Source organism: Rhodococcus sp. JG-3 (assembly GCF_000482405.1).
Classification (GTDB): Bacteria; Actinomycetota; Actinomycetes; order Mycobacteriales; family Mycobacteriaceae; genus Rhodococcoides; species Rhodococcoides fascians.
Genome location: NZ_KI519398.1, coordinates 2,447,562 through 2,467,060, shown reverse-complemented (window position 1 = coordinate 2,467,060; position 19,499 = coordinate 2,447,562). Strand labels below are relative to the sequence as shown.

General features: G+C 64.1%; 26 protein-coding genes. 6 read left to right on the top strand and 20 right to left on the bottom strand.

Going from position 1 to position 19,499, the window contains the following annotated elements; all coding sequences use genetic code 11:
- Positions 1-15: 15 nt before the first annotated feature.
- The 9 genes from map to rpsH all read right to left on the bottom strand — a co-directional run bounded on the left by map (position 16) and on the right by rpsH (position 5,704).
- Positions 16-813 carry a type I methionyl aminopeptidase gene (gene map / locus K414_RS0113055; RefSeq protein WP_027496329.1) on the bottom strand — a complete coding sequence of 266 codons (798 nt, stop codon included), beginning with the start codon at positions 811-813 and terminating at the stop codon, positions 16-18.
- A complete protein-coding gene (locus K414_RS0113050) occupies positions 813-1,367 on the bottom strand; it encodes an adenylate kinase (protein WP_027496328.1) in 555 nt (184 codons plus the stop codon). Before K414_RS0113050 ends, map begins: the two co-directional genes overlap by 1 nt.
- A complete protein-coding gene (gene secY / locus K414_RS0113045; protein WP_027496327.1) occupies positions 1,364-2,686 on the bottom strand; it encodes a preprotein translocase subunit SecY in 1,323 nt (440 codons plus the stop codon). Before secY ends, K414_RS0113050 begins: the two co-directional genes overlap by 4 nt.
- A gap of 314 nt (positions 2,687-3,000) precedes the next feature.
- The gene (gene rplO, locus K414_RS0113040; protein WP_027496326.1) at positions 3,001-3,444 is read right to left on the bottom strand and encodes a 50S ribosomal protein L15; all 444 of its coding nucleotides are present in this window, start codon (positions 3,442-3,444) and stop codon (positions 3,001-3,003) included.
- Positions 3,445-3,446: 2 nt separating this feature from the next.
- Positions 3,447-3,626, bottom strand: coding sequence for a 50S ribosomal protein L30 (gene rpmD, locus K414_RS0113035; protein ID WP_008718256.1), 180 nt, complete (start codon positions 3,624-3,626; stop codon positions 3,447-3,449).
- Positions 3,626-4,300, bottom strand: coding sequence for a 30S ribosomal protein S5 (gene rpsE / locus K414_RS0113030; RefSeq protein WP_027496325.1), 675 nt, complete (start codon positions 4,298-4,300; stop codon positions 3,626-3,628). Before rpsE ends, rpmD begins: the two co-directional genes overlap by 1 nt.
- Positions 4,301-4,334: 34 nt before the next feature.
- Positions 4,335-4,751: a 50S ribosomal protein L18 gene (gene rplR, locus K414_RS0113025; protein ID WP_032365631.1), complete on the bottom strand. Its 417-nt coding sequence runs from the start codon at positions 4,749-4,751 to the stop codon at positions 4,335-4,337.
- A 1-nt stretch (position 4,752) separates the two neighbouring features.
- On the bottom strand, positions 4,753-5,292 hold the full coding sequence (rplF, locus tag K414_RS0113020; RefSeq protein WP_027496323.1) for a 50S ribosomal protein L6: 540 nt from the start codon (positions 5,290-5,292) through the stop codon (positions 4,753-4,755).
- A gap of 13 nt (positions 5,293-5,305) precedes the next feature.
- A complete protein-coding gene (gene rpsH / locus K414_RS0113015; RefSeq protein ID WP_008718266.1) occupies positions 5,306-5,704 on the bottom strand; it encodes a 30S ribosomal protein S8 in 399 nt (132 codons plus the stop codon).
- A gap of 399 nt (positions 5,705-6,103) precedes the next feature.
- Here rpsH and K414_RS0113010 point away from each other — a divergent pair, with 399 nt between their 5' ends.
- A complete protein-coding gene (locus tag K414_RS0113010) occupies positions 6,104-7,471 on the top strand; it encodes a glutamine synthetase family protein (RefSeq protein WP_051365096.1) in 1,368 nt (455 codons plus the stop codon).
- A gap of 1 nt (position 7,472) precedes the next feature.
- Positions 7,473-8,171 (top strand): hypothetical protein, encoded by a 699-nt coding sequence (locus K414_RS0113005; protein WP_027496321.1) that lies wholly within the window; start codon positions 7,473-7,475, stop codon positions 8,169-8,171.
- 91 nt (positions 8,172-8,262) lie between these two features.
- Here K414_RS0113005 and K414_RS0113000 read toward each other — a convergent pair whose 3' ends face one another.
- From K414_RS0113000 to rplN, 4 genes are read right to left on the bottom strand one after another with little or no spacing between them, the layout of a single operon-like run.
- Complete coding sequence (locus K414_RS0113000; protein ID WP_008718273.1) at positions 8,263-8,448, bottom strand: type Z 30S ribosomal protein S14; 186 nt, start codon at positions 8,446-8,448, stop codon at positions 8,263-8,265.
- Between the two features lie 4 nt (positions 8,449-8,452).
- Positions 8,453-9,025, bottom strand: coding sequence for a 50S ribosomal protein L5 (rplE, locus tag K414_RS0112995; protein ID WP_008718275.1), 573 nt, complete (start codon positions 9,023-9,025; stop codon positions 8,453-8,455).
- A gap of 1 nt (position 9,026) precedes the next feature.
- On the bottom strand, positions 9,027-9,344 hold the full coding sequence (rplX, locus tag K414_RS0112990) for a 50S ribosomal protein L24 (RefSeq protein ID WP_008718278.1): 318 nt from the start codon (positions 9,342-9,344) through the stop codon (positions 9,027-9,029).
- Positions 9,345-9,713 (bottom strand): 50S ribosomal protein L14, encoded by a 369-nt coding sequence (gene rplN, locus K414_RS0112985; RefSeq protein WP_027496320.1) that lies wholly within the window; start codon positions 9,711-9,713, stop codon positions 9,345-9,347.
- Between the two features lie 235 nt (positions 9,714-9,948).
- On the opposite strand from rplN, the gene K414_RS0112980 reads away from it, so the two are divergent.
- From K414_RS0112980 to K414_RS0112965, 4 genes are read left to right on the top strand one after another with little or no spacing between them, the layout of a single operon-like run.
- Complete coding sequence (locus K414_RS0112980) at positions 9,949-10,986, top strand: DUF559 domain-containing protein (RefSeq protein ID WP_027496319.1); 1,038 nt, start codon at positions 9,949-9,951, stop codon at positions 10,984-10,986.
- Positions 10,983-11,636 (top strand): hypothetical protein, encoded by a 654-nt coding sequence (locus K414_RS0112975; protein ID WP_027496318.1) that lies wholly within the window; start codon positions 10,983-10,985, stop codon positions 11,634-11,636. Before K414_RS0112980 ends, K414_RS0112975 begins: the two co-directional genes overlap by 4 nt.
- 17 nt (positions 11,637-11,653) lie before the next feature.
- Positions 11,654-14,773 (top strand): DUF87 domain-containing protein, encoded by a 3,120-nt coding sequence (locus tag K414_RS0112970; RefSeq protein ID WP_027496317.1) that lies wholly within the window; start codon positions 11,654-11,656, stop codon positions 14,771-14,773.
- Between the two features lie 32 nt (positions 14,774-14,805).
- Complete coding sequence (locus tag K414_RS0112965; RefSeq protein WP_081701595.1) at positions 14,806-16,131, top strand: AIM24 family protein; 1,326 nt, start codon at positions 14,806-14,808, stop codon at positions 16,129-16,131.
- Between the two features lie 65 nt (positions 16,132-16,196).
- Here K414_RS0112965 and rpsQ read toward each other — a convergent pair whose 3' ends face one another.
- From rpsQ to rplB, 7 genes are read right to left on the bottom strand one after another with little or no spacing between them, the layout of a single operon-like run.
- The gene (gene rpsQ, locus K414_RS0112960; RefSeq protein WP_027496315.1) at positions 16,197-16,475 is read right to left on the bottom strand and encodes a 30S ribosomal protein S17; all 279 of its coding nucleotides are present in this window, start codon (positions 16,473-16,475) and stop codon (positions 16,197-16,199) included.
- The gene (rpmC, locus tag K414_RS0112955) at positions 16,472-16,717 is read right to left on the bottom strand and encodes a 50S ribosomal protein L29 (RefSeq protein WP_027496314.1); all 246 of its coding nucleotides are present in this window, start codon (positions 16,715-16,717) and stop codon (positions 16,472-16,474) included. Before rpmC ends, rpsQ begins: the two co-directional genes overlap by 4 nt.
- On the bottom strand, positions 16,717-17,133 hold the full coding sequence (gene rplP, locus K414_RS0112950; protein WP_027496313.1) for a 50S ribosomal protein L16: 417 nt from the start codon (positions 17,131-17,133) through the stop codon (positions 16,717-16,719). The genes rpmC and rplP overlap by 1 nt, the downstream gene beginning before the upstream one ends.
- A 3-nt stretch (positions 17,134-17,136) precedes the next feature.
- Complete coding sequence (gene rpsC, locus K414_RS0112945) at positions 17,137-17,946, bottom strand: 30S ribosomal protein S3 (protein ID WP_027496312.1); 810 nt, start codon at positions 17,944-17,946, stop codon at positions 17,137-17,139.
- Complete coding sequence (rplV, locus tag K414_RS0112940; protein WP_027496311.1) at positions 17,946-18,368, bottom strand: 50S ribosomal protein L22; 423 nt, start codon at positions 18,366-18,368, stop codon at positions 17,946-17,948. Before rplV ends, rpsC begins: the two co-directional genes overlap by 1 nt.
- Positions 18,365-18,646 carry a 30S ribosomal protein S19 gene (gene rpsS / locus K414_RS0112935; protein ID WP_008718309.1) on the bottom strand — a complete coding sequence of 94 codons (282 nt, stop codon included), beginning with the start codon at positions 18,644-18,646 and terminating at the stop codon, positions 18,365-18,367. Before rpsS ends, rplV begins: the two co-directional genes overlap by 4 nt.
- A gap of 13 nt (positions 18,647-18,659) precedes the next feature.
- The gene (rplB, locus tag K414_RS0112930) at positions 18,660-19,496 is read right to left on the bottom strand and encodes a 50S ribosomal protein L2 (RefSeq protein ID WP_008718311.1); all 837 of its coding nucleotides are present in this window, start codon (positions 19,494-19,496) and stop codon (positions 18,660-18,662) included.
- Positions 19,497-19,499: the final 3 nt, after the last annotated feature.

Genomic DNA, 19,499 nt, shown 5'->3' with positions numbered 1-19,499 from the left:
GTTGACCTGGTAGTTCTAGCGAGGCCGAACCGTCAGGATTCGCGGGCCGTCCTCGGTCACCGCGACCGTGTGTTCCCAGTGCGCCGCGCGTGAACCATCGGTGGTCACCACGGTCCACCCGTCGTCGAGAATGTCGGTCTCGTAGGTACCGAGCGTCAACATCGGTTCGATGGCCAGCGTGGAACCCACCACGAGCTCCGGGCCTTTGCCCGGCGCGCCCTCGTTCGCGAGGAACGGGTCCATGTGCATTTCGCGGCCGATGCCGTGGCCGCCGTAACCGTCGACGATTCCGTATTTGCGACCGTGAGCATCCTCGGCCGCGTGCGTACCGGACTCGATGGCGTGGGAGATGTCGGTCAGACGATTGCCGGGGATCATCGCTGCGATCCCGGCCTCCATGGAGAGCCTGGTCGCATCGCTCAGCAACGCATCGGCCTCGATGATGTCGCCGACGCCGAACGTCCACGCCGAATCTCCGTGCCAGCCGTCCAGCACTGCACCGCAGTCGATGGACACGAGGTCGCCCGCGACCAACAACTCGTCCGCCGACGGAATGCCGTGCACCACGCGGTCGTTCACCGAGGAGCAGATGCTGCCGGTGAATCCGTGGTACCCAAGAAACGAGGGCACCGCGCCGGCATCACGGATGACCGCCTCGGCAACTCGATCGAGTTCGAGCGTCGAGACTCCGGGCTTGGCTGCATCTCGTACGGCGACGAGAGCGGCACCTACCACGGCACCGGCTGCCGCCATCGCGTCGAGCTCACCAGCGCTCTTGAACGGGACGACTTTTCGTTTACGGCCGAACGCCATTACTTGCCGTGGTCCTCGATGGACTTCAGCGCGCGGGCATTGACTTCGTCCACCTCACCGATCGCATCGACGGTGACCAGCTTGTCGGAGTAGTAGTCCAAGAGCGGTGCCGTCTCGTCGCGGTACACCTTGAGCCGATTACGGATGACGTCCTCTTTGTCGTCCTCACGGCCGCGCGCCAGCATTCGGTCCACGACGACGTCCTCGTCGACGACGAAGGACAGCACTGCATCGAGATGCGCGTTCAGGTCGGAGAGGATGTCGACCAGAGCTTCGGCCTGGCCGACCGAACGCGGGAAACCGTCGAGCAGGAATCCGTTGACGGCGTCGGGCTCGGCGAGTCGACTGCGCACCATGTCGACGGTGAGTTCGCTCGGCACGAGGTCGCCCGCGTCGAGGTACTTCTTCGCTTCCAATCCGAGCGGGGTCTTCTCGCCGATATTGGCGCGAAAGAGATCGCCTGTCGAAATGTGTGGCACGCCCAGCTTCTCGGAGAGGAGGACGGCCTGAGTGCCTTTGCCGGCACCGGGGGGACCGAGCAGAACAAGTCTCACTTGAGGAACCCTTCGTAGTTACGCTGCATCAGCTGGCTTTCGATCTGCTTGACGGTGTCGAGGCCCACGCTGACCATGATCAACACGGCGGTACCACCGAACGGAAGGTTTTGAGCTCCGCCCGAACTGCCGATGTCGAGGAACAGGTTGGGAAGCACCGCAATGGTGCCCAGGTACACCGCACCGGGCAGCGTGATGCGACTGAGAACGTAGTTGAGGTAATCGGCTGTCGGCTTACCCGGTCGGATGCCCGGGATGAATCCACCGAACTTCTTCATCTCGTCGGCCCGCTCTTCGGGGTTGAACGTGATCGCCACGTAGAAGTACGTGAAGAAGACGATCAGCCCGAAGAAGATAGCGATGTACACCGGGTTCGCCGGGTTCACCAGATACTCGTTGATGATCCGCTGCCACCAGCTCGGATCGGTTGCGGTGCTGGCGGACGTGAGCTGGGCGATGAGATTGGGTAGGTAGAGGAGCGAGGACGCGAAGATCACCGGGATGACGCCGGCCTGGTTGACCTTGAGCGGCAGATACGTGGACGAGCCGCCGTACATCTTCCGGCCGACCATGCGCTTGGCGTACTGGACCGGGATTCGGCGCTGACCCTGCTCGACGAAGACCACACCGGTGATGATGAGGAACGCTGCGAAGCAGACGAACCCGAAGACCAACCCGCCGCGGCTCTCCAGAATCGAGTTGCCCTCGGACGGGATGCGCGAGGCAATTCCGGCGAAGATCAGCAGCGACATTCCGTTGCCGACACCGCGCTCGGTGATGACCTCGCCGAACCACATCACGACGGCTGCGCCTGCAGTCATGACCAGCACGATGATGACGAGCCCGAAGATGGACTGGTCGGCGATGATGTCCTGCTGACATCCCTGGAGCAACTGGCCGCGCGAAGCGAGGGCCACCAGGCCGGTCGCCTGCAGGATGGCCAGTGCGATCGACAGGTAACGCGTGTACTGCGTCATCTTGGCCTGGCCCGACTGTCCCTCCTTGCGGAGTTCCTCGAACTTGGGGATGACGACGGTGAGCAGCTGCACGATGATGCTGGCGGTGATGTACGGCATGATGCCGATCGCGAACACCGAGAGCTGGAGGAGCGCTCCACCGGAGAACAAGTTGATCAACGAGTAGATGCCCGCCGAATCTCCACCGGAGACCTGGTCGATGCATGCTCGGACATTGGCGTAGTCGACACCCGGCGACGGCAGTGTTGCACCGAAGCGATACAGGGCCACCAGACCGAGCGTGAAGAGGATCTTCCGTCTCAGGTCAGGAGTCCTGAGGGCCGACACGAAGGCGGAAAGCAAAGATCCTCCTGGCACGACTGCGTTGACGCCGCGAGTGCTTCGTCGGGAGCGACTGATGCTCCCGTGAGCCTCACGAGCATGGACTGCGGACGACATGCGTCGACCGCATCGATACGAACTTCTCTGAACTCTAGAACTCTAACAGTGCGCATCGAACGGACCGACGGTCAGTGTTGGACCCTGGCCGATCGGTCGACACACACGACATTCCGTGTAGGCAACGATGGCCGCAGCTCAGCTACGAGAGCTGTGGCTGCGGCCATCGTCACGAACTGCTGCTCGACGCGCTGCTACTCAGCACATCGAAGCAATGCTCATACCTCGGTTGCAGAACCGCCGGCAGCGGCGATCTTTTCCTTGGCGGAGCCCGTGAACTTGTTGGCCGAGATATCGACCTTCACGGTGAGGTTTCCGTCTCCGAGAACCTTGACGAGCTCGTTCTTGCGAACAGCTCCCTTGGCGATCAGCTCGGGGATACCGATCTGACCACCCTCGGGGAACAGGCGCTCGATGTCGCGCAGGTTCACGACCTGGAACACGACACGGTTGCGGTTGGTGAAGCCCTTGAGCTTCGGGAGCCGCATGTGGAGGGGCATCTGGCCACCCTCGAAGCGTGCCGGCACGTTCTTGCGTGCGCCGGTTCCCTTGGTACCGCGACCTGCGGTCTTGCCGCGCTTGCCACCTTCACCACGGCCGACGCGAATCTTCGTCGACTTGGATCCGGCTGCGGGGCGCAGGTGGTGCAGTTTGATGGTCATGGTTAGACCTCCTCAACAGTTACGAGGTGGCGCACCGTGTTGACCAGTCCGCGGTTCTGCGGGTTGTCCTCGCGGACGACCGTCTGGCGGATGCCCTTGAGCCCGAGAGTACGCAGGCTGTCACGCTGGTTCGCCTTCTGGCCGATGGTGCTCTTGATCTGAGTGACCTTCAGCTGAGCCATTACTTCACCGCTCCTGCCTGTGCGCGTGCGCGCAGCATTCCGGCGGGTGCAACCTCTTCGAGGGTCAGGCCGCGGCGAGCCGCAACTTCCTCGGGACGCTGCAGACCCTTGAGGGCTGCGACGGTCGCGTGCACGACGTTGATGGCGTTGTCGCTACCGAGCGACTTCGACAGCACGTCGTGGACACCGGCGCACTCCAACACTGCGCGAACAGCACCACCGGCGATGACGCCGGTACCGGCGCTGGCCGGACGCAACATGACGACGCCGGCAGCGGCTTCGCCCTGGATGGGGTGGGTGATGGTGCCGGCGATCATCGGGACGCGGAAGAAGCTCTTGCGAGCCTCCTCGACACCCTTCTGGATGGCCGCGGGAACTTCCTTGGCCTTGCCGTAGCCGACGCCGACCAGTCCGTTGCCGTCACCGACGATGACGAGGGCGGTGAAGCTGAAGCGTCGACCACCCTTGACCACCTTGGAGACGCGGTTGATCGTGACGACCTTCTCGATGAAGTTCGACTTGTCCGCAGCGTTGCCGCCACGGCCGTTGTCACGACGATCGCGACCGCCACCACCGCGGTTGTCGCCGCGCTGGTTGTTGTCGCCACTTGCGTTGGGGCCACTGTTCTGTCCGGCGGGGCCGCTTCCGCCGTCACGCCGTTGACGTCCCGGCATCAGGCTGTCCTTCCGTTGTCAGTCATTGTCATCATCAGAACGTCAACCCGCCTTCGCGGGCAGCGTCTGCGAGTGCCGCGATGCGGCCGCTGTAGTTGTTGCCGCCGCGGTCGAACACGACTGCCTCGACGCCGGCTGCCTTCGCACGGCTGGCGATGAGCTCGCCGACCTTCGCGCTGACGGCCTTCTTGTCGCCCTCGAGTGCGCGCACATCGGCTTCGATGCTCGACGCGCTGGCCAGCGTGTGGCCCGCCAGGTCGTCGATCAACTGCACGTGGATGTGACGCGAGGACCGGTTGACGACCAAGCGCGGACGCTCGGGCGTTCCGGAGATCTTCTTGCGAAGGCGGAAGTGACGACGTGCCTTCGACAGGCGACGCTTCGTCGAGACGTCGGTGCCGCGCGGTGTGCGCTTGACGACGTTCGCCTTGTCTGCTGTTTGCTGGCTCATATCACTTACCCGTCTTTCCGACCTTGCGGCGGATCACTTCACCCTCGTAGCGGATGCCCTTACCCTTGTACGGGTCCGGACGCCGCAGACGACGAATGTTGGCAGAGATCTGACCGACCTTCTGCTTGTCGATGCCGACAACGGTGAATCGCGTGGGCGACTCGACCGTGAACGTGATGCCCTCGGGTGCTTCGATCAGCACGGGATGGCTGTAACCGAGTGCGAACTCGAGGTCCTTGCCCTTGAGTACGACGCGGTAACCGACGCCGTGAATCTCCATCTTGGTGGTGTAACCGTTGGTGACACCGGTGATGAGGTTCGCGACGAGAGTGCGCGAGAGACCATGCAGCGAGCGGCTCTTACGCTCGTCGTCGGGCCGAGTGACGGCGATGGTGCCGTCGTCGGCGCGGGCGATCTTGATGGGCTCGGCGACTGTCAGGCTCAGGGCACCCTTGGGGCCCTTGACCGCAACGTCCTGGCCGTCGATGGTGATATCGACGCCAGCGGGGACTGCGACCGGCAATTTTCCAATACGTGACATGGTGTGGCCTCCCCTACCAGACGTAGGCGAGGACTTCTCCGCCCACACCCTGCTTGGCAGCCTGACGCTCCGTGAGCAGACCGGTGGACGTGGAGATGATCGCCACGCCCAGGCCGCCGAGAACCTTGGGCAGATTGGTGGATTTTGCGTACACCCGGAGACCGGGCTTGGAGACGCGTCGCACGCCGGCGAGGCTGCGCTCACGGCTCGGGCCGTACTTCAGATCGACGATGAGGGTCTTGCCCACCTCGGCGTCTTCCGTGCGGTAATCGGAGATGTAGCCCTCGCGCTTGAGGATCTCGGCGATGTTCGCCTTGAGCTTCGAGTGGGGAAGCTTCACCTCGTCGTGGTACGCCGAGTTGGCGTTGCGCAGACGGGTCAAGAAGTCTGCAATTGGATCGGTCATCGTCATGGTGTGACCTGTGCACCTTTCTCGCAGCGGTTCCCATGCAGCACGCGCGGGCTGGTGCCTTCCGGTTCCGGAGAACCCATCGGGCCTGGCTCGTCACATCGTGGGCCTACAGCGAAGTGAACATGTCCTGACCGACTGTTGCCGGTCAGGGGTTGCGCTCCAAGCAATGCATCGCTGCACTGCCAGGTGTTACGAGCTTCCGCATGTTCAATGCTGACGTGCGGAGAACTCGAGGTTGCGTTTGTTGTATTGCAAGGACTCGCGTGCAGGCACGACGAAGCCCGGGCAACCGCTCTAGTGTAGGCATCGCGCACCCGAAGACCAAATCGCCTTACCATTGCGGGACAGCTCGGGTCCAGTCGGACACCCCGACGAGTACTTCTTCGCTAACGTCGGACCATGACGGACTCGAAGGCAGTCGACATCGACCACCTCACCCACACTCTGCGCGACCGCAACATCGCAGGGGTGACGATCGGCTGGGTCGACAACAACGGCATCGTCCGATCACGCACCGTGCCCACCGCAGAATTGACTGCAGTCGCACGGCGTGGAGTGGGAGTCACCGCGGTGTTCGCGGTATTCGATTCGCATGACGGGATCACATTCGCCCACGAAGGACTGTCGACGCCGTCCGGCGATGTGCGGTTGATTCCGGTGATCGAGAGCGCGTCGAGCGTGGTCGCCCTGTCCGGACAGCCGGGGCTGGCCTGGGCGCACGGACGACAGGTCTCGGCAGACGGCACACCGTGGCCCTACGATCAGCGCTCAGTTCTCGAGCGGCAGGTGCAGAAGGCGTCCGATGCCGGTTTCGAGGTACGGGCCGGATTCGAGATCGAGTTCGCCCTGACTCGCGAGTCGGACGGACTGTCCGCTCATCGCGGACCTGCCTACTCGGCGAACGCACTCCGCGATGTCGATCAATTCGTCGTTCTATTGCTCGAGGCGCTGTCTGCGAATGGCCTCGACATCGGGCAGATTCATGCCGAGTACGGCGGCTCCCAGCTGGAGATCGCATTGAGTCCACTCGATCCACTTGCTGCGGCCGACGCGCAGGTACTCGCGCGGCAGACCATCCACTCAGCGGCCAAAGCCCAGGGCCTGAGGGCAAGCTTCGCTCCCCTGCCCTCGTCGAGCAGTGCGGGTAACGGATGGCACCTACACACATCACTGGTTCGCGACGGTCACAACGCTCTGACCGGCGACGGAGAGTACGGACTGTCCGACACCGGGCAGGCGTACATCGCGGGCCTCGTTCGAGAACTCCCGGGACTCACTGCCATCACGGCACCGAGTTCGGGGTCACTGCTGCGTCGTCGACCGGGGTACTGGGCAGGTGCCTTCGGATTCTGGGGCGTCGAGAACCGCGAAGCTGCAGTGCGACTCGTACCGGCCACGCCCCTTCTCGGCCCGGAACACACCAACGTCGAGTTGAAGGCGTGCGACGCGTCCGCCAATCCGTACCTGGCGCTGGCCGTCACGATCGCGGCCGGTCTGGCGGGAGTGGTGGATTCGGCGCAATTGCCGCCTCCGGTCCAGGAGGACGTAGGAGGTTGGGACGATGCTCGTCGGGATGCCGCGGGAATCTCGCCTCTCGCAACGACCCACGCGCAGCAGCGCGAAGACCTCCTGTCGTCCGCACTGGTCCGAGACGTGTTGGGCATGGAACTTCTGGGCGCGTTCGTCGCCTGCCGGGACGCCGATGCCACGTGGGCGGAGAGTCATACCGAGGACGAACTGCTCGAATCGTTGCGTTGGATCTACTGAGATGCTGCGCAGGTTCGCCGGGGCAACCACCATCGTCTCGGCCCTCGATCATGCTCTGCCGCAACCGGATCAACTCTGCGGACCGTTCTCGGCATCGGTTGCGCTGACGGCCGTCATGGGCGACGACGCACCGGGCGTGACGGCACTCGCGGTCGCGTCGAGGTCCGCGATCTGGCCGGGTGCAATCGACTCGGCCCGTCCTCCCGGAACCCCCCGAATCACCGACGGGTGGGATCTACTGCCGAGAGCCGCATCGATCGACGCAGCCGGGACCACGGCAGCAGGTCTCACGGAGGGCATCGAGACCGCGACCGATCACCGCGTCGCCGTGGTTCCCATCGTGGGGCCCTCCGTCGAGCGATTGCGTCTGCTACTCGACCGTCTTGCCGACGGGCCTTTCCGCTTCGCATCGTTGGCGAATGTACATACTGCAGAGTTGACCGACTTCGACTGGAACGTAGGACATTTCGTGACCGTCTGGGGATTCGATCCAGTCGAGGACGTAGTGGCGATTGCCGACACCTACCGGGAACTCGGAGACCCGGACATGCCGCCTGGATGTAGAACCGTCTCCACCGATGCCCTCGCGTCGGCGATGTCCGAGCGTGGCCTGCTGCTGATCGTCGACAGCCAGGATCATCATGCGGCGGTGGATCTGGTCCGCTCTCTGGATCTACGACACGACGTGTGGTCGGTGTGAAAGTCAGGACCTGAGCAACGCAAAATGGGCGTGGGTTCCTTTCGGAACCCACGCCCATCAGCGTGGTGTGGTGAAGCCCGGAGGCTTCAGATCACCAGGAGCTCTTGCGAACTCCGGGAAGCTCTCCGGCGTGTGCCATCTCGCGCACGCAGATACGGCAGAGGCCGAACTTGCGGAACACGGAATGGGGACGGCCGCAGCGGTTGCAGCGAGTGTATGCACGCACCGCGAACTTCGGCTTCTTGTTGGCCTTGTTGACCAATGCCTTCTTCGCCATGGACTCAGTTCTCCTTGAACGGGAAGCCGAGGTGCTTGAGCAGCGCGCGGCCTTCTTCGTTGTTGGTTGCGGTGGTTACTACGGTGATGTCCATGCCGCGCGGACGGTCGATCTTGTCCACGTCGATCTCGTGGAACATCGACTGCTCGTTGAGGCCGAACGTGTAGTTTCCGTTGCCGTCGAACTGCGTGCCCGAGAGGCCGCGGAAGTCCCTGATTCGGGGAAGGGCAATGGAAACCAGACGGTCGAGGAACTCCCACATGCGGTCGCCACGGAGGGTGACGCGTGCGCCGATGGGCATTCCTTCGCGCAGCTTGAACTGTGCGATGGACTTGCGAGCCTTGCGGATCTCCGGCTTCTGGCCGGTGATGGCAGCGAGGTCTGCAACTGCGCCGTTGATCAGCTTGGCGTCACGGGCGGCGTCGCCGACACCCATGTTGACGACGACCTTGACGATGCCGGGGATCTGCATGACGTTCTCGTATGCAAACTCGGTGTTCAGGGCGTCTTTGATCTCAGCGCGGTAGCGCGCCTTGAGGCGGGGCTGTTCGCCCGCGATGTTCTCGGTGGTAGTCATCTCAGATGTCCTTCCCGTTCTTGCGGGAAACACGAACGCGCTTGCCGGATTCTTCGTCGGTCCGGTAGCCCACGCGAGTGGGGTTTCCGTCCGAGTCGACAACTGCGACGTTCGATACGTGGATCGGGGCTTCCTGAGTGACGATGCCACCCGAGGATGCGCCGCGCTGGTTGGCAGAGACCGCGGTGTGCTTCTTGATGCGGTTCACGCCTTCGACCAGAACCTTGGAGTCAGCGGGGTAGGCCTGAATGACCTTGCCCTTGGCACCCTTGTCCTTGCCTGCGATCACGAGAACGGTGTCGCCCTTGTGCACCTTCATTTACAGCACCTCCGGGGCGAGCGAGACGATCTTCATGAACTTCTTCTCACGCAGCTCGCGGCCGACCGGGCCGAAGATGCGGGTTCCACGGGGGTCGTGGTCCGGCTTGATCAGCACCGCAGCGTTCTCGTCGAAACGGATGTACGAGCCATCCGGACGGCGACGCTCCTTGACGGTGCGGACGATGACGGCCTTGACGACCTCACCCTTCTTGATGTTTCCACCGGGAATGGCGTCTTTCACCGTAGCTACGATGATGTCGCCGATTCCGGCGTAGCGACGTGACGAACCACCGAGAACGCGGATGCAAAGGATTTCCTTCGCGCCCGTGTTATCAGCGACGCGTACTCGCGACTCCTGCTGAATCACTAACTTCTCCTTGACCTGGATGTACGTACGTGCCGGATTTCCGTCCCGACACGCGCGGTCGGCTGCCTAGAGCGGGCGCACGAAGACACACCGCTGCCACAGGCAACCGGTCAAGTGTAGGGGAACGCCGATGCCAGAGCCAAATCGCCGTCACGGAGACGTGCTCGCCCCCTACGTGTCGGACCTTGTCGGTACGGTTCGGAGATGGGGCAACAGGGGTGGGCGGGGAGCAGCTGTGACCGGGAACGGTGAGTCCGCAGGCTGGTGGTCGAGTCTTCCCGCAGATCGAGTGACTCGACTTCGCGGGGCGTCCGAACGCGAGCTCGCCGAATCCGCGAACCCGCTCCCCGCCGACGCACCTGCGATCGTCTTCTTCACTGTCGACGAGTCGGCATCTCATCGTTCGGCAGACCTGGTCGAGATGGTGGTCACGTCGCTGGAGACCGCAGCGGTCGACTCGACCGCGCTGTGGCTCCCCGAGTTCGAGCACAACGCAGGGACCTCCACGTTGGAGCGGCGTGCCGCTCGCACGTCCGCCGTTCGCCTGGCTGCCGACTCGGCACACTTCGGCCCCTACATAGCGGCTCTGGCCGAGTCGGCCTCCTCGGGGCGGCCGATACGCCGGGCGGTGTTCACCGTCGAGACCCGCGCGGCAGGTTCGGCGCGAGCTCTCGCGGCAGCTCACGGCCGCAACATTGTCGCTCTTGTGCTGGTCGTACCCGACGCCGTGGACGCCGACTTCGTGTCGACCGCAGCGGAATGGCTGTGTGCTCACGCACGGGCGGGCGTGTGGCTCACCGGCGGTGGCTCGTCGAGGATGGACAGATTCCCGTCCGTATCGGTGCGCGCACCCGAAGTGCCTGCCGGCGTCAGCACTGTCCTCGATCGCTTCCGGCCGTTGAGCTATCCGCCGATCGCCGGACACCCACACCCGGCGAGCGATCCGGAGAAGCGCCTGTACAGAGCGCTGGACCAGCACGAATGGGCCACCGGTCGAGAGCACAATCGCTCGATTCGGCTCGGCGAACTCAGCCGTCCGTTCACAGTCGACGTACTGTGGCGCACCGAGAGAGTCATCGTGGAAATCGACGGCGACGAGCACCGTGCCGCCCAGCGCTTCGCCGAGGACCGCGTGCGCGACAACCAGCTGCAGACACACGGGTACATGGTGTTGCGGTTCACCAACGCTCAGGTGATGGACGACCCGCACCGCGCTGTGGCTACCATCCGCGAGGCAGTATCGAGAAGACGATCGAAGGGGGATCCTCGATGAGTACCGAAGACCTGAACGGCACCGAAGCAGCAGTACTGCTCGTTCTGATGGCCGAAGCGAGTCCGGTGAAGAACAGCGCCCTCAAGGCACTCGGCCCCGAACTACCGAAGGCTTCCCGCGACAAACTGAAGAATGCGGGATTGATCGAGGTCGATTCTTCGGTGCGCCCGATGACCCTGGAGCTGACCGACAGAGGGTGGCGCACCTGCGGTGAGCTCATCGGCGGTGAACCACCGGCTCGGTCGACAGGCGCAGGCAAGGCCATGTTCACCGTGTTGGCAGGGTTACGTCGCTGGCTGGATCGCACCGACAGCCGTCCGGCCGATGTGTTTTCGCCCCGCGGGGACGAGACCGCACCCCTCGACAGCTCCGAGAAGGCCGACAAGACCGTCGACATCGAAGCCTCGATTCGCGCGGCCTACGCACGGCTCGCACGCGAAACCGGTAGCACCGTTCGGCTGTCTCGCTTGCGAAACGAGTTGCGAGACATCCCTCGTGGCGATCTCGACGATGCACTCGCACGGCTGCGCCGCGCCGCGGACGTCTCGCTGATACCCGAGGAAAACCAGAAGACGCTGACCGACGAGGAACGCGCTGCGGCCGTCGTCGTCGGTAATCAGCAGAACCACCTTCTCTCGATCGAATCATGATGGGCGTGAACTCCACGATGACGGACAACGAGCAGATCCGGGCTCTGGAATCGGTACGGCTGAGCTGGGCCCCGACCCCCGACGACGTGTGGCGTTCGCAGTCCAACGTGCACGTTCCCGGTATGCACGAGCGGGTGTTCCTCGAGGTGATGAACGCCTACGACGACGCGGAGACGTCGGATGACGCCAGTCCGCTCGGAGTCGTCGTACGCGGGCCGGCCGGATCCGGCAAGACGCATCTGCTGGGGCAGGTGCGCGAGGAGGTGCAGCAGAAGGGCGGGTACTTCTTCCTGATCAGGCTGCTCGACGCCGCGGGCTTCTGGCGGTCGACTCTCATGGGGATGCTCGACGACCTGATGCGGCCCTCCGGCCAAGGATCCGACAGCCAACTCGCACTTCTGCTGCGTCGCTTGTGCACGATCGGCGACATTCCCGACGAACAACGCGCAAAGATCATGGGCGAGAACATGATCGACGCCGAGACGCTGAACGACTTCGTCACCGCCGTATACAAGGTCCACCCTCGACATCGGCGTACCTCGCAGCACACGCTGCGCGCCTTGGTGCTGTCCATCGCCCCCGATTCGGCCGTCCAGGATCTCGGTGACGCATACCTGCAGTCGATCGACGACGTCGATGCCGAAGAATTCTCGCCCTGGGGAATCCGCCGGGCCGAGCTCGGTCACCAAGGCATTGCCGAGAACATCTCACGACTGCTGGCCATCACCGGTCCGACAATTCTCGCGATAGACCAGATCGACACGTTGGTCGCGCAATCCCGAACGGGATCGGATCAGGAGTTCGCCGACGCACAGGAAGACAAGGTCGTCGAGCAACTGGCGCACGGTCTGATGTCGCTGCGCGAAACGCTTCCTCGCACCGCGTCGGTACTCTCGGCTCTGTCGAGCGCGTGGGAGTTGATCGCCGCCCGCGGCGTGGCACCGATGCGCGACCGCTTCCGAGTGACGCAGCCTCTCAAGCCGATTCCGTCGTCCGACATCGGACGCCTGTTACTGGGACGACGTCTGGCGGCGTGCTTTCTCGAGGCAGGCTTCACCCCGCCGCATCCGACGTGGCCGGTGGCACCCGACGCATTCGAGCAGGCCCCGGACTTCACTCCGCGGCAGCTGCTGATCGCGGTCGACCGTCACATCAGGCACTGCCTCGACACCGGCGTCGCGTCGGAGTTGGAGAGTTTCACGGACAAGTCCGGGCCCGCGGATGCGCAGGACCTCCCCAAAGCACGGGTCGACGAACTCGACATACTCGACGATCGCTACGCAGCACTGCGCAAACAGGTCGACGTCGCCATTCCGCTGAAGCCCGACAGTGAGGACTCGATCGTCCCCGCACTCCTGTCTGCGGGCCTGACCGCGTGGATCCACGAGCATCAGTCCTCGGACGACAGCCTTGCCCAGGACCCACCTCCGAGCGGCAAGCCTGCCCTGCATGCCAGGCTGCGACATACCGTCGACACCGATACGGACGACGAGGAGCACTGGTGCTTCCGCGCGGTCACCTCCGGCAATGCCAGGGCCGCGTTGGCCCGTGTGGAGCGTGCGGTGACCACGGCCGGCCTCAGGGCAGACATGCCGAAACGGCGACTGATCCTCATCAGAAACGACCCGTGGCCCAATGGCGCGAAGACCGAGCAGACCGTCGCCGCTCTGCGACGTGCAGGCGGCATTGTCGTGCCGTTCGGCGACGAGGACCGCAGGGCCTTGGCGGCTCTGTCGGTGCTGCTGGCCGAGAACTCCCCCGCTCTCACGTCGTGGTTGCTCGCGCGCAAGCCCGCACACGAGGTCGAACTGTTCTCCTCCGTGTTGCCTGCAGTCAGCGTCGTCGACGACGACACCGCATTGATCGAACCCGAGAACACCGTCGCGGCCGAACCGATTGCGAGCCGCCGGCCGTCGATCGTCGCCGGGTCGGAAGTGAGCACCGGTGCGGACGTCGCAATCCAACTCGAGGCGCTCCGTAAGCACACAGCGATCTTCGCGGGTTCCGGATCAGGGAAGACGGTACTGATTCGCCGACTGGTGGAAGAATGTGCGCTGCAAGGTGTTTCGGCGATCGTGTTGGACGTCAACAACGACCTGGCTCGCCTCGGCACCGCGTGGCCCGAGGACGAACGGACGTGGCCGCCGGGCGACGAGGCCAAGGCGGCGGCGTATCTACGCGACACCGACGTCGTGGTGTGGACGCCCCGCAAGTCGGCGGGCCGACCGCTGAGCTTTCAGCCACTGCCCGATTTCGTCAGCGTTCTCGGTGATGCCGACGAGTTCGATTCCTCCGTCGAATCTGCATTGGCGTCGCTCGAGCCCGCCGCCGGCGTCCTGGGTACTTCCCAGAAGGCGAAACACGGCCGCGCAGTGCTGAAGTCGGCGCTCGATCTCTTCGGTCGACGCCCACAGGGCGGCACGCTGGCGGACTTCATCGACCTGCTCGAAGAATTGCCCGAGGACACCAGCGACCTGCGCGATGCCGTACGGATCGCGCAGGGACTGGCCGAAAATCTGAAGGCAGCCGTGGCCAACGACCCCATGTTCGCAGGGGCGGGCACCCCGGTCGACCCGGCAGTGCTGTTGACTCCGGCCGACGGCAAGAAGGCCCGAGTATCGGTGATCAATCTTGCGGGCCTGACCACCGACGAGCAGAAGCAGAGCTTCGTCAATCAGCTGCAGATGGGCCTGTTCTCCTGGATCAAGAAGAACCCCGCGGGTGACCGGCCGCTCGGCGGACTGTTCGTGATGGACGAGGCGCAGAACTTCGCCCCCTCCGATCGCACGACCGCAGCGACACACAGCACACTTGCGCTGGCGTCGCAGGCGCGTAAGTACGGTCTCGGTCTCGTGTTTGCCACGCAGGCACCGAAGGGGTTGCACAACCGCATCGCCGGAAACGCGTCGACACAGTTCTACGGACTGCTCAACAGCCCGTCCCAGGTCGAGGCGGCCAAGGAGATGGCCCGCGTCAAAGGCGGCTCGGTACCCGATGTCGGCCGTTTGCCCGCGGGGCAGTTCTACGCTGCCGTCGAGGGCGCAGAGTTCCGGCGAACCGCCACTCCCCTGTGCCTGTCCTACCACCCGAAGAGCCCGCCGACCGAGGAAGAAGTCATCGAACTCGCGCGTTCCTGACAGCACGCGTCGACACTGGCACACTGGATCCGATGAAAAACCTCGCTCGCGGGGAGAACTGCCCCGCTCCGACCGGCCGGCTGACGGTGACACTTGCCGCCTCGACGTCGGTCGACGTGTCCGCGCTGCTGTTGGGGCCGGACGGACGGGTGCGTTCGGACGCGGATCTGGTGTTCTACAACCAACCCGAGGGCGCGGGCCTCGAGTACCAGCGCGGGCCGTCCGGCCATCTCGTCCTGATCGATCCCTCCGCGATTCCAGCCGATATCGAGACCGTTGTCATCGCGGCATCTCTGGACGGTACCGGTCCGGCAACGTTCTCTGCCGCCGGCCCGACATCGGTGACCGTCTCCGACACGTCGGGCGGTGCGATTGTCGGATTCACCGCCGACGCCCTCGGCGACGAGAGTGCTCTCGTCATCCTGGAGTTCTATCGCCGCAACCAGCAATGGAAAATTCGGGCGGTGGGCCAGGGGTACGCCGATGGGTTGGCGGGCCTGGCCACCGCGTTCGGTATCAGCGTCGAGGACGACGATCCGCCCACATCCGAGGCACCGACGGCACCGCCCTCGCACCGAAGCGATGCGATCGTGAATTCACCTGTCCCACAAGGAGTCCTGGCCATGAGAAGTGAACTGTTCGCGCCCGCCCACGCCGAAGTTCCCGGATCCGGGATTCAGAAACAGGGCAGCAAGATGTGCCGGGTCGGCATGAACGGCGAGATCATGGCTCGGGCCGGCTCGATGGTCGCGTACCAGGGCAATCTGCAGTTCGAGGCCAAGGGCTCCGGGGGTATAGGTCGAGCCCTCAAACAAGCCCTGTCCGGCGAAGGCGTCCCCCTGATGAAGGTCACGGGCCAGGGCGACCTGTTCCTCGCCAACGCCGCACAGGACGTTCATCTGATCGATCTCGACGGCACGGACGGGCTCACCATCAACGGGGCCAACGTTCTCGCGTTCGACTCCTCGCTGAGTTACGACATCAAGCGTGTCCAGGGTGCCGCTGCGGGTGGAAACGCGGGGTTCTTCAACTGTGTGTTCACCGGTCGGGGCCGTATCGCCATCACCACCGACGGAGTGCCGGTCGTCCTGAACGTCGACCAGCCGACGTTCGCCGACCCGCAGGCAGCAGTTGCGTGGTCGTCGTCTCTGCAGACGAGAGTGAAGAAGAACGACTCGTTCGGGCTCGGAACGTTGATCGGCCGCTCGACCGGAGAGAGGTTCACGCTGGAATTCGCCGGCCAGGGGTTCGTGGTGGTGCAGCCGTCGGAACAGCCGCCGGGTGGACTGGTCGGCGGTACCGGTGGCGGCGAGCAAGCAGGCGTCGGCGGAGCGCTGGGCGGCTTGCTGGGCAGGTAAGCCGCACGCTTCGGAAAGCACAAATGCCCGCCCCCGGGAAGGGAGCGGGCATTTTTGTGAAGGTCCTACTTGGCCTTTTCGAGAACCTCGACCAGTCGCCAGTGCTTCGTGGCGGACAGCGGACGGGTCTCCATGAGCTGAACGCGATCGCCTACGCCGGCGTCGCCCTTCTCGTCATGTGCCTTGACCTTGGTGGTACGACGAATGATCTTGCTGTAGAGGGGGTGCTTGACCCTGTCCTCGAGCTCGACGACGATCGTCTTCTCCATCTTGTCGGATACGACGTAGCCGATCCGAGTCTTGCGGTTGTTGCGCTCTTCAGTCACAGTCTTTTCCTCGCTCATGCCGCGTCACCTGCAGTGTCCTCGGAAGGACCAGATGCCAAGCCGAGCTCACGCTCGCGCAGGACGGTGTAGATGCGCGCGATCTCGTGACGGACGGTGCGCAGTCGACGGTTGTTGTCCAACTGGCCGGTAGCCATCTGGAAACGAAGGTTGAACAGCTCTTCCTTCGACTCACGCAGCTTGGTGACCAGCTCTTCACCGGTGAGCTCGCGGAGCTCTGCGGCTGGGGTTCCGGTAGCCATCAGAACTGCTCCTCCCTGGTGATGATGCGTGCCTTGATGGGCAGCTTGTGGATGGCGCGAGTCAGTGCCTCACGCGCAATGGTCTCGTCGGGGTACGACAGCTCGAAGAGCACGCGACCCGGCTTGACGTTCGCGATCCACCACTCGGGCGAACCCTTACCGGAACCCATGCGGGTCTCGGCAGGCTTCTTGGTGAGCGGGCGGTCCGGGAAGATGTTGATCCAGACCTTGCCGCCACGCTTGATGTGGCGAGTGATCGCGATACGAGCGGACTCGATCTGACGGTTGGTGATGTAGGCGGGCTCGAGAGCCTGAATGCCGTAGTCACCGAATGTCACCTGAGTTCCGCCCTTGGCGGCACCCGAACGCTTCGGGTGGTGCTGCTTGCGGTGCTTGACCCGGCGGGGGATCAACATGCGTCAGCCCTCCTGAGTGGGCTCGGTCGAGGCCGGAGCCTCGGTTGCGGATGCCGCGCGGCCGGCCTCGGTGCTGGTCGCCGTGGTGCCCGAGGCACCGCTGCGACGCGGACGAGTGGGACGCTCACGACGGGGACGGTCTGCACCGGCGGCCGGAGCCGCAGCGGCAGCGAGTTCACGCCGTCCGCCGACGATGTCGCCCTTGTAGATCCAGACCTTGACGCCGATGCGGCCGAAGGTGGTCTTGGCCTCGTACAGCCCGTAGTCGATGTCGGCGCGGAGCGTGTGCAGGGGAACGCGTCCCTCGCGGTAGAACTCCGAGCGAGACATTTCAGCGCCACCGAGACGGCCGGAGCACTGAACACGAATGCCCTTGACGTTCGGCTGACGCATGGCCGACTGGATCGCCTTACGCATTGCGCGACGGAATGCGACGCGGTTGCTGAGCTGCTCGGCAACACCCTGGGCCACGAGCTGAGCCTCGGACTCGGCGTTCTTGACCTCGAGGATGTTGAGCTGAACCTGCTTGCCGGTCAGCTTCTCGAGAGCTCCGCGGATGCGGTCGGCCTCGGCACCACGGCGACCGATGACGATGCCCGGACGTGCCGTGTGGATGTCCACGCGAACACGGTCACGAGTGCGCTCGATCTCGACCTTGGCGATACCCGCGCGCTCCATGCCGGTGGCGAGGAGCTTGCGGATCTCGACGTCTTCCTTGACGTACTCCGAGTACTGCTTGTCTGCGTACCAACGCGACTTCCAGTCAGTGGTGATACCCAAGCGGAAGCCGTGCGGGTTGATTTTCTGACCCACTACTGAGCCCCTTCCTTGGACGCCTGGCCCTTACGACGGTTACGAGACGTTCCGCCGGTCTTGGGCAGGCTTTCGACGATCACCGTGATGTGGCTGGTGCGCTTGCGGATCCGGAATGCCCGGCCCTGAGCACGCGGCTGGAACCGCTTGAGGGTGGTGCCCTCGTCGACGAATGCAGTGGCGACGATCAGCGTGCTGGGATCGAGATCCAGGTTGTTCTCTGCGTTGGCGGCTGCGGACGCGATCACCTTGGCGACCGGCTCGCTGGCTGCCTGCGGCGCGAACTTGAGGATGTTGAGCGCGTCCTCGACGGAGCGCCCACGAACCAGATCCACGACGCGACGTGCCTTCATCGGCGTGACGCGAACGTGCTTCGCTACGGCCTTGGCAGTCGGATTGGCGGTGGGGGTGAAGTTGGTCATCGCCTCTTCGCCTTCCGGTCGTCCTTGATGTGACCCTTGAACGTGCGGGTCGGTGCGAACTCTCCGAGCTTGTGGCCGACCATCGAGTCGGACACGAACACCGGTACGTGCTTGCGACCGTCGTGGACGGCGAAAGTGTGACCGATGAAGTCGGGGAGGATTGTCGATCGACGGGACCAGGTCTTGATGACCTGCTTGGTTCCCTTGTCGTTCTGGACGTCAACCTTCGCGAGGAGGTGATCGTCTACGAACGGGCCTTTCTTCAGGCTGCGTGGCATTCTGAACTCCCTCCTAGCGCTTGTTCTTGCCGGTACGACGACGACGGACGATGAGCTTGTCGCTCGCCTTGTTCTTGCGGGTACGGCCTTCAGGCTGTCCCCAGGGGCTGACCGGGTGGCGTCCACCGGAGGTCTTGCCCTCGCCGCCACCGTGCGGGTGGTCGACCGGGTTCATCACGACACCACGAACGGTCGGGCGCTTGCCCTTCCAGCGCATGCGGCCGGCCTTACCCCAGTTGATGTTCGACTGCTCGGCGTTGCCGACCTCGCCGACGGTTGCGCGGCAGCGCACGTCGACGCGACGGATTTCACCGGACGGCATACGCAGCGTGGCGTAGGGGCCTTCCTTACCGAGGAGCTGGATGCTCGCTCCGGCGGAGCGGGCCATCTTCGCGCCACCACCCGGACGGAGCTCGACCGCGTGAATGGTCGTACCCGTCGGGATGTTGCGCAGGGGCAGGTTGTTGCCGGGCTTGATGTCGGCATTGGCACCCTGCTCGATCGGCGAGCCCTGGGCGATGCCCTTGGGTGCGACGATGTAGCGCTTCTCGCCGTCTGCGAAGTGCAGCAGTGCGATGTTCGCGGTGCGGTTGGGGTCGTACTCGATGTGAGCGACCTTGGCCGGCACGCCGTCCTTGTCGTTGCGACGGAAATCGATGAGACGGTACGCACGCTTGTGACCGCCACCCTTGTGCCGGGTGGTGATACGACCGTGTGCGTTACGTCCACCGCGACCGTGCAGCGGGCGGATCAGCGACTTCTCGGGGGTCGAACGCGTGATCTCAGCGAAGTCGGACACGCTGGAGCCACGACGGCCCGGGGTTGTCGGCTTGTATTTACGGATTGCCATGAG

Excerpts from the sequence above, each read along its gene's own strand:
- rplR (WP_032365631.1), bottom strand. The coding sequence starts at position 4,751 with ATGAGCCAGCAAACAGCAGACAAGGCGAACGTCGTCAAGCGCACACCG.
- rplP (WP_027496313.1), bottom strand. The coding sequence starts at position 17,133 with ATGTTGATCCCCCGCCGGGTCAAGCACCGCAAGCAGCACCACCCGAAG.
- rplO (WP_027496326.1), bottom strand. The coding sequence starts at position 3,444 with ATGACCATCAAACTGCACCACCTGCGCCCCGCAGCCGGATCCAAGTCG.
- K414_RS0113010 (WP_051365096.1), top strand. The coding sequence starts at position 6,104 with ATGACGGACTCGAAGGCAGTCGACATCGACCACCTCACCCACACTCTG.
- rpsE (WP_027496325.1), bottom strand. The coding sequence starts at position 4,300 with ATGCCGGGACGTCAACGGCGTGACGGCGGAAGCGGCCCCGCCGGACAG.
- K414_RS0112970 (WP_027496317.1), top strand. The coding sequence starts at position 11,654 with ATGACGGACAACGAGCAGATCCGGGCTCTGGAATCGGTACGGCTGAGC.
- K414_RS0113000 (WP_008718273.1), bottom strand. The coding sequence starts at position 8,448 with ATGGCGAAGAAGGCATTGGTCAACAAGGCCAACAAGAAGCCGAAGTTC.
- rpsS (WP_008718309.1), bottom strand. The coding sequence starts at position 18,646 with ATGCCACGCAGCCTGAAGAAAGGCCCGTTCGTAGACGATCACCTCCTC.
- rplF (WP_027496323.1), bottom strand. The coding sequence starts at position 5,292 with ATGTCACGTATTGGAAAATTGCCGGTCGCAGTCCCCGCTGGCGTCGAT.
- rpmD (WP_008718256.1), bottom strand. The coding sequence starts at position 3,626 with ATGGCTCAGCTGAAGGTCACTCAGATCAAGAGCACCATCGGCCAGAAG.
- rplB (WP_008718311.1), bottom strand. The coding sequence starts at position 19,496 with ATGGCAATCCGTAAATACAAGCCGACAACCCCGGGCCGTCGTGGCTCC.
- K414_RS0112965 (WP_081701595.1), top strand. The coding sequence starts at position 14,806 with ATGAAAAACCTCGCTCGCGGGGAGAACTGCCCCGCTCCGACCGGCCGG.
- rplE (WP_008718275.1), bottom strand. The coding sequence starts at position 9,025 with ATGACTACCACCGAGAACATCGCGGGCGAACAGCCCCGCCTCAAGGCG.
- K414_RS0113005 (WP_027496321.1), top strand. The coding sequence starts at position 7,473 with ATGCTGCGCAGGTTCGCCGGGGCAACCACCATCGTCTCGGCCCTCGAT.
- rplX (WP_008718278.1), bottom strand. The coding sequence starts at position 9,344 with ATGAAGGTGCACAAGGGCGACACCGTTCTCGTGATCGCAGGCAAGGAC.
- rpmC (WP_027496314.1), bottom strand. The coding sequence starts at position 16,717 with ATGGCTACCGGAACCCCAGCCGCAGAGCTCCGCGAGCTCACCGGTGAA.
- rplV (WP_027496311.1), bottom strand. The coding sequence starts at position 18,368 with ATGACCAACTTCACCCCCACCGCCAATCCGACTGCCAAGGCCGTAGCG.
- rpsQ (WP_027496315.1), bottom strand. The coding sequence starts at position 16,475 with ATGAGCGAGGAAAAGACTGTGACTGAAGAGCGCAACAACCGCAAGACT.
- rpsH (WP_008718266.1), bottom strand. The coding sequence starts at position 5,704 with ATGACGATGACCGATCCAATTGCAGACTTCTTGACCCGTCTGCGCAAC.
- K414_RS0112975 (WP_027496318.1), top strand. The coding sequence starts at position 10,983 with ATGAGTACCGAAGACCTGAACGGCACCGAAGCAGCAGTACTGCTCGTT.
- map (WP_027496329.1), bottom strand. The coding sequence starts at position 813 with ATGGCGTTCGGCCGTAAACGAAAAGTCGTCCCGTTCAAGAGCGCTGGT.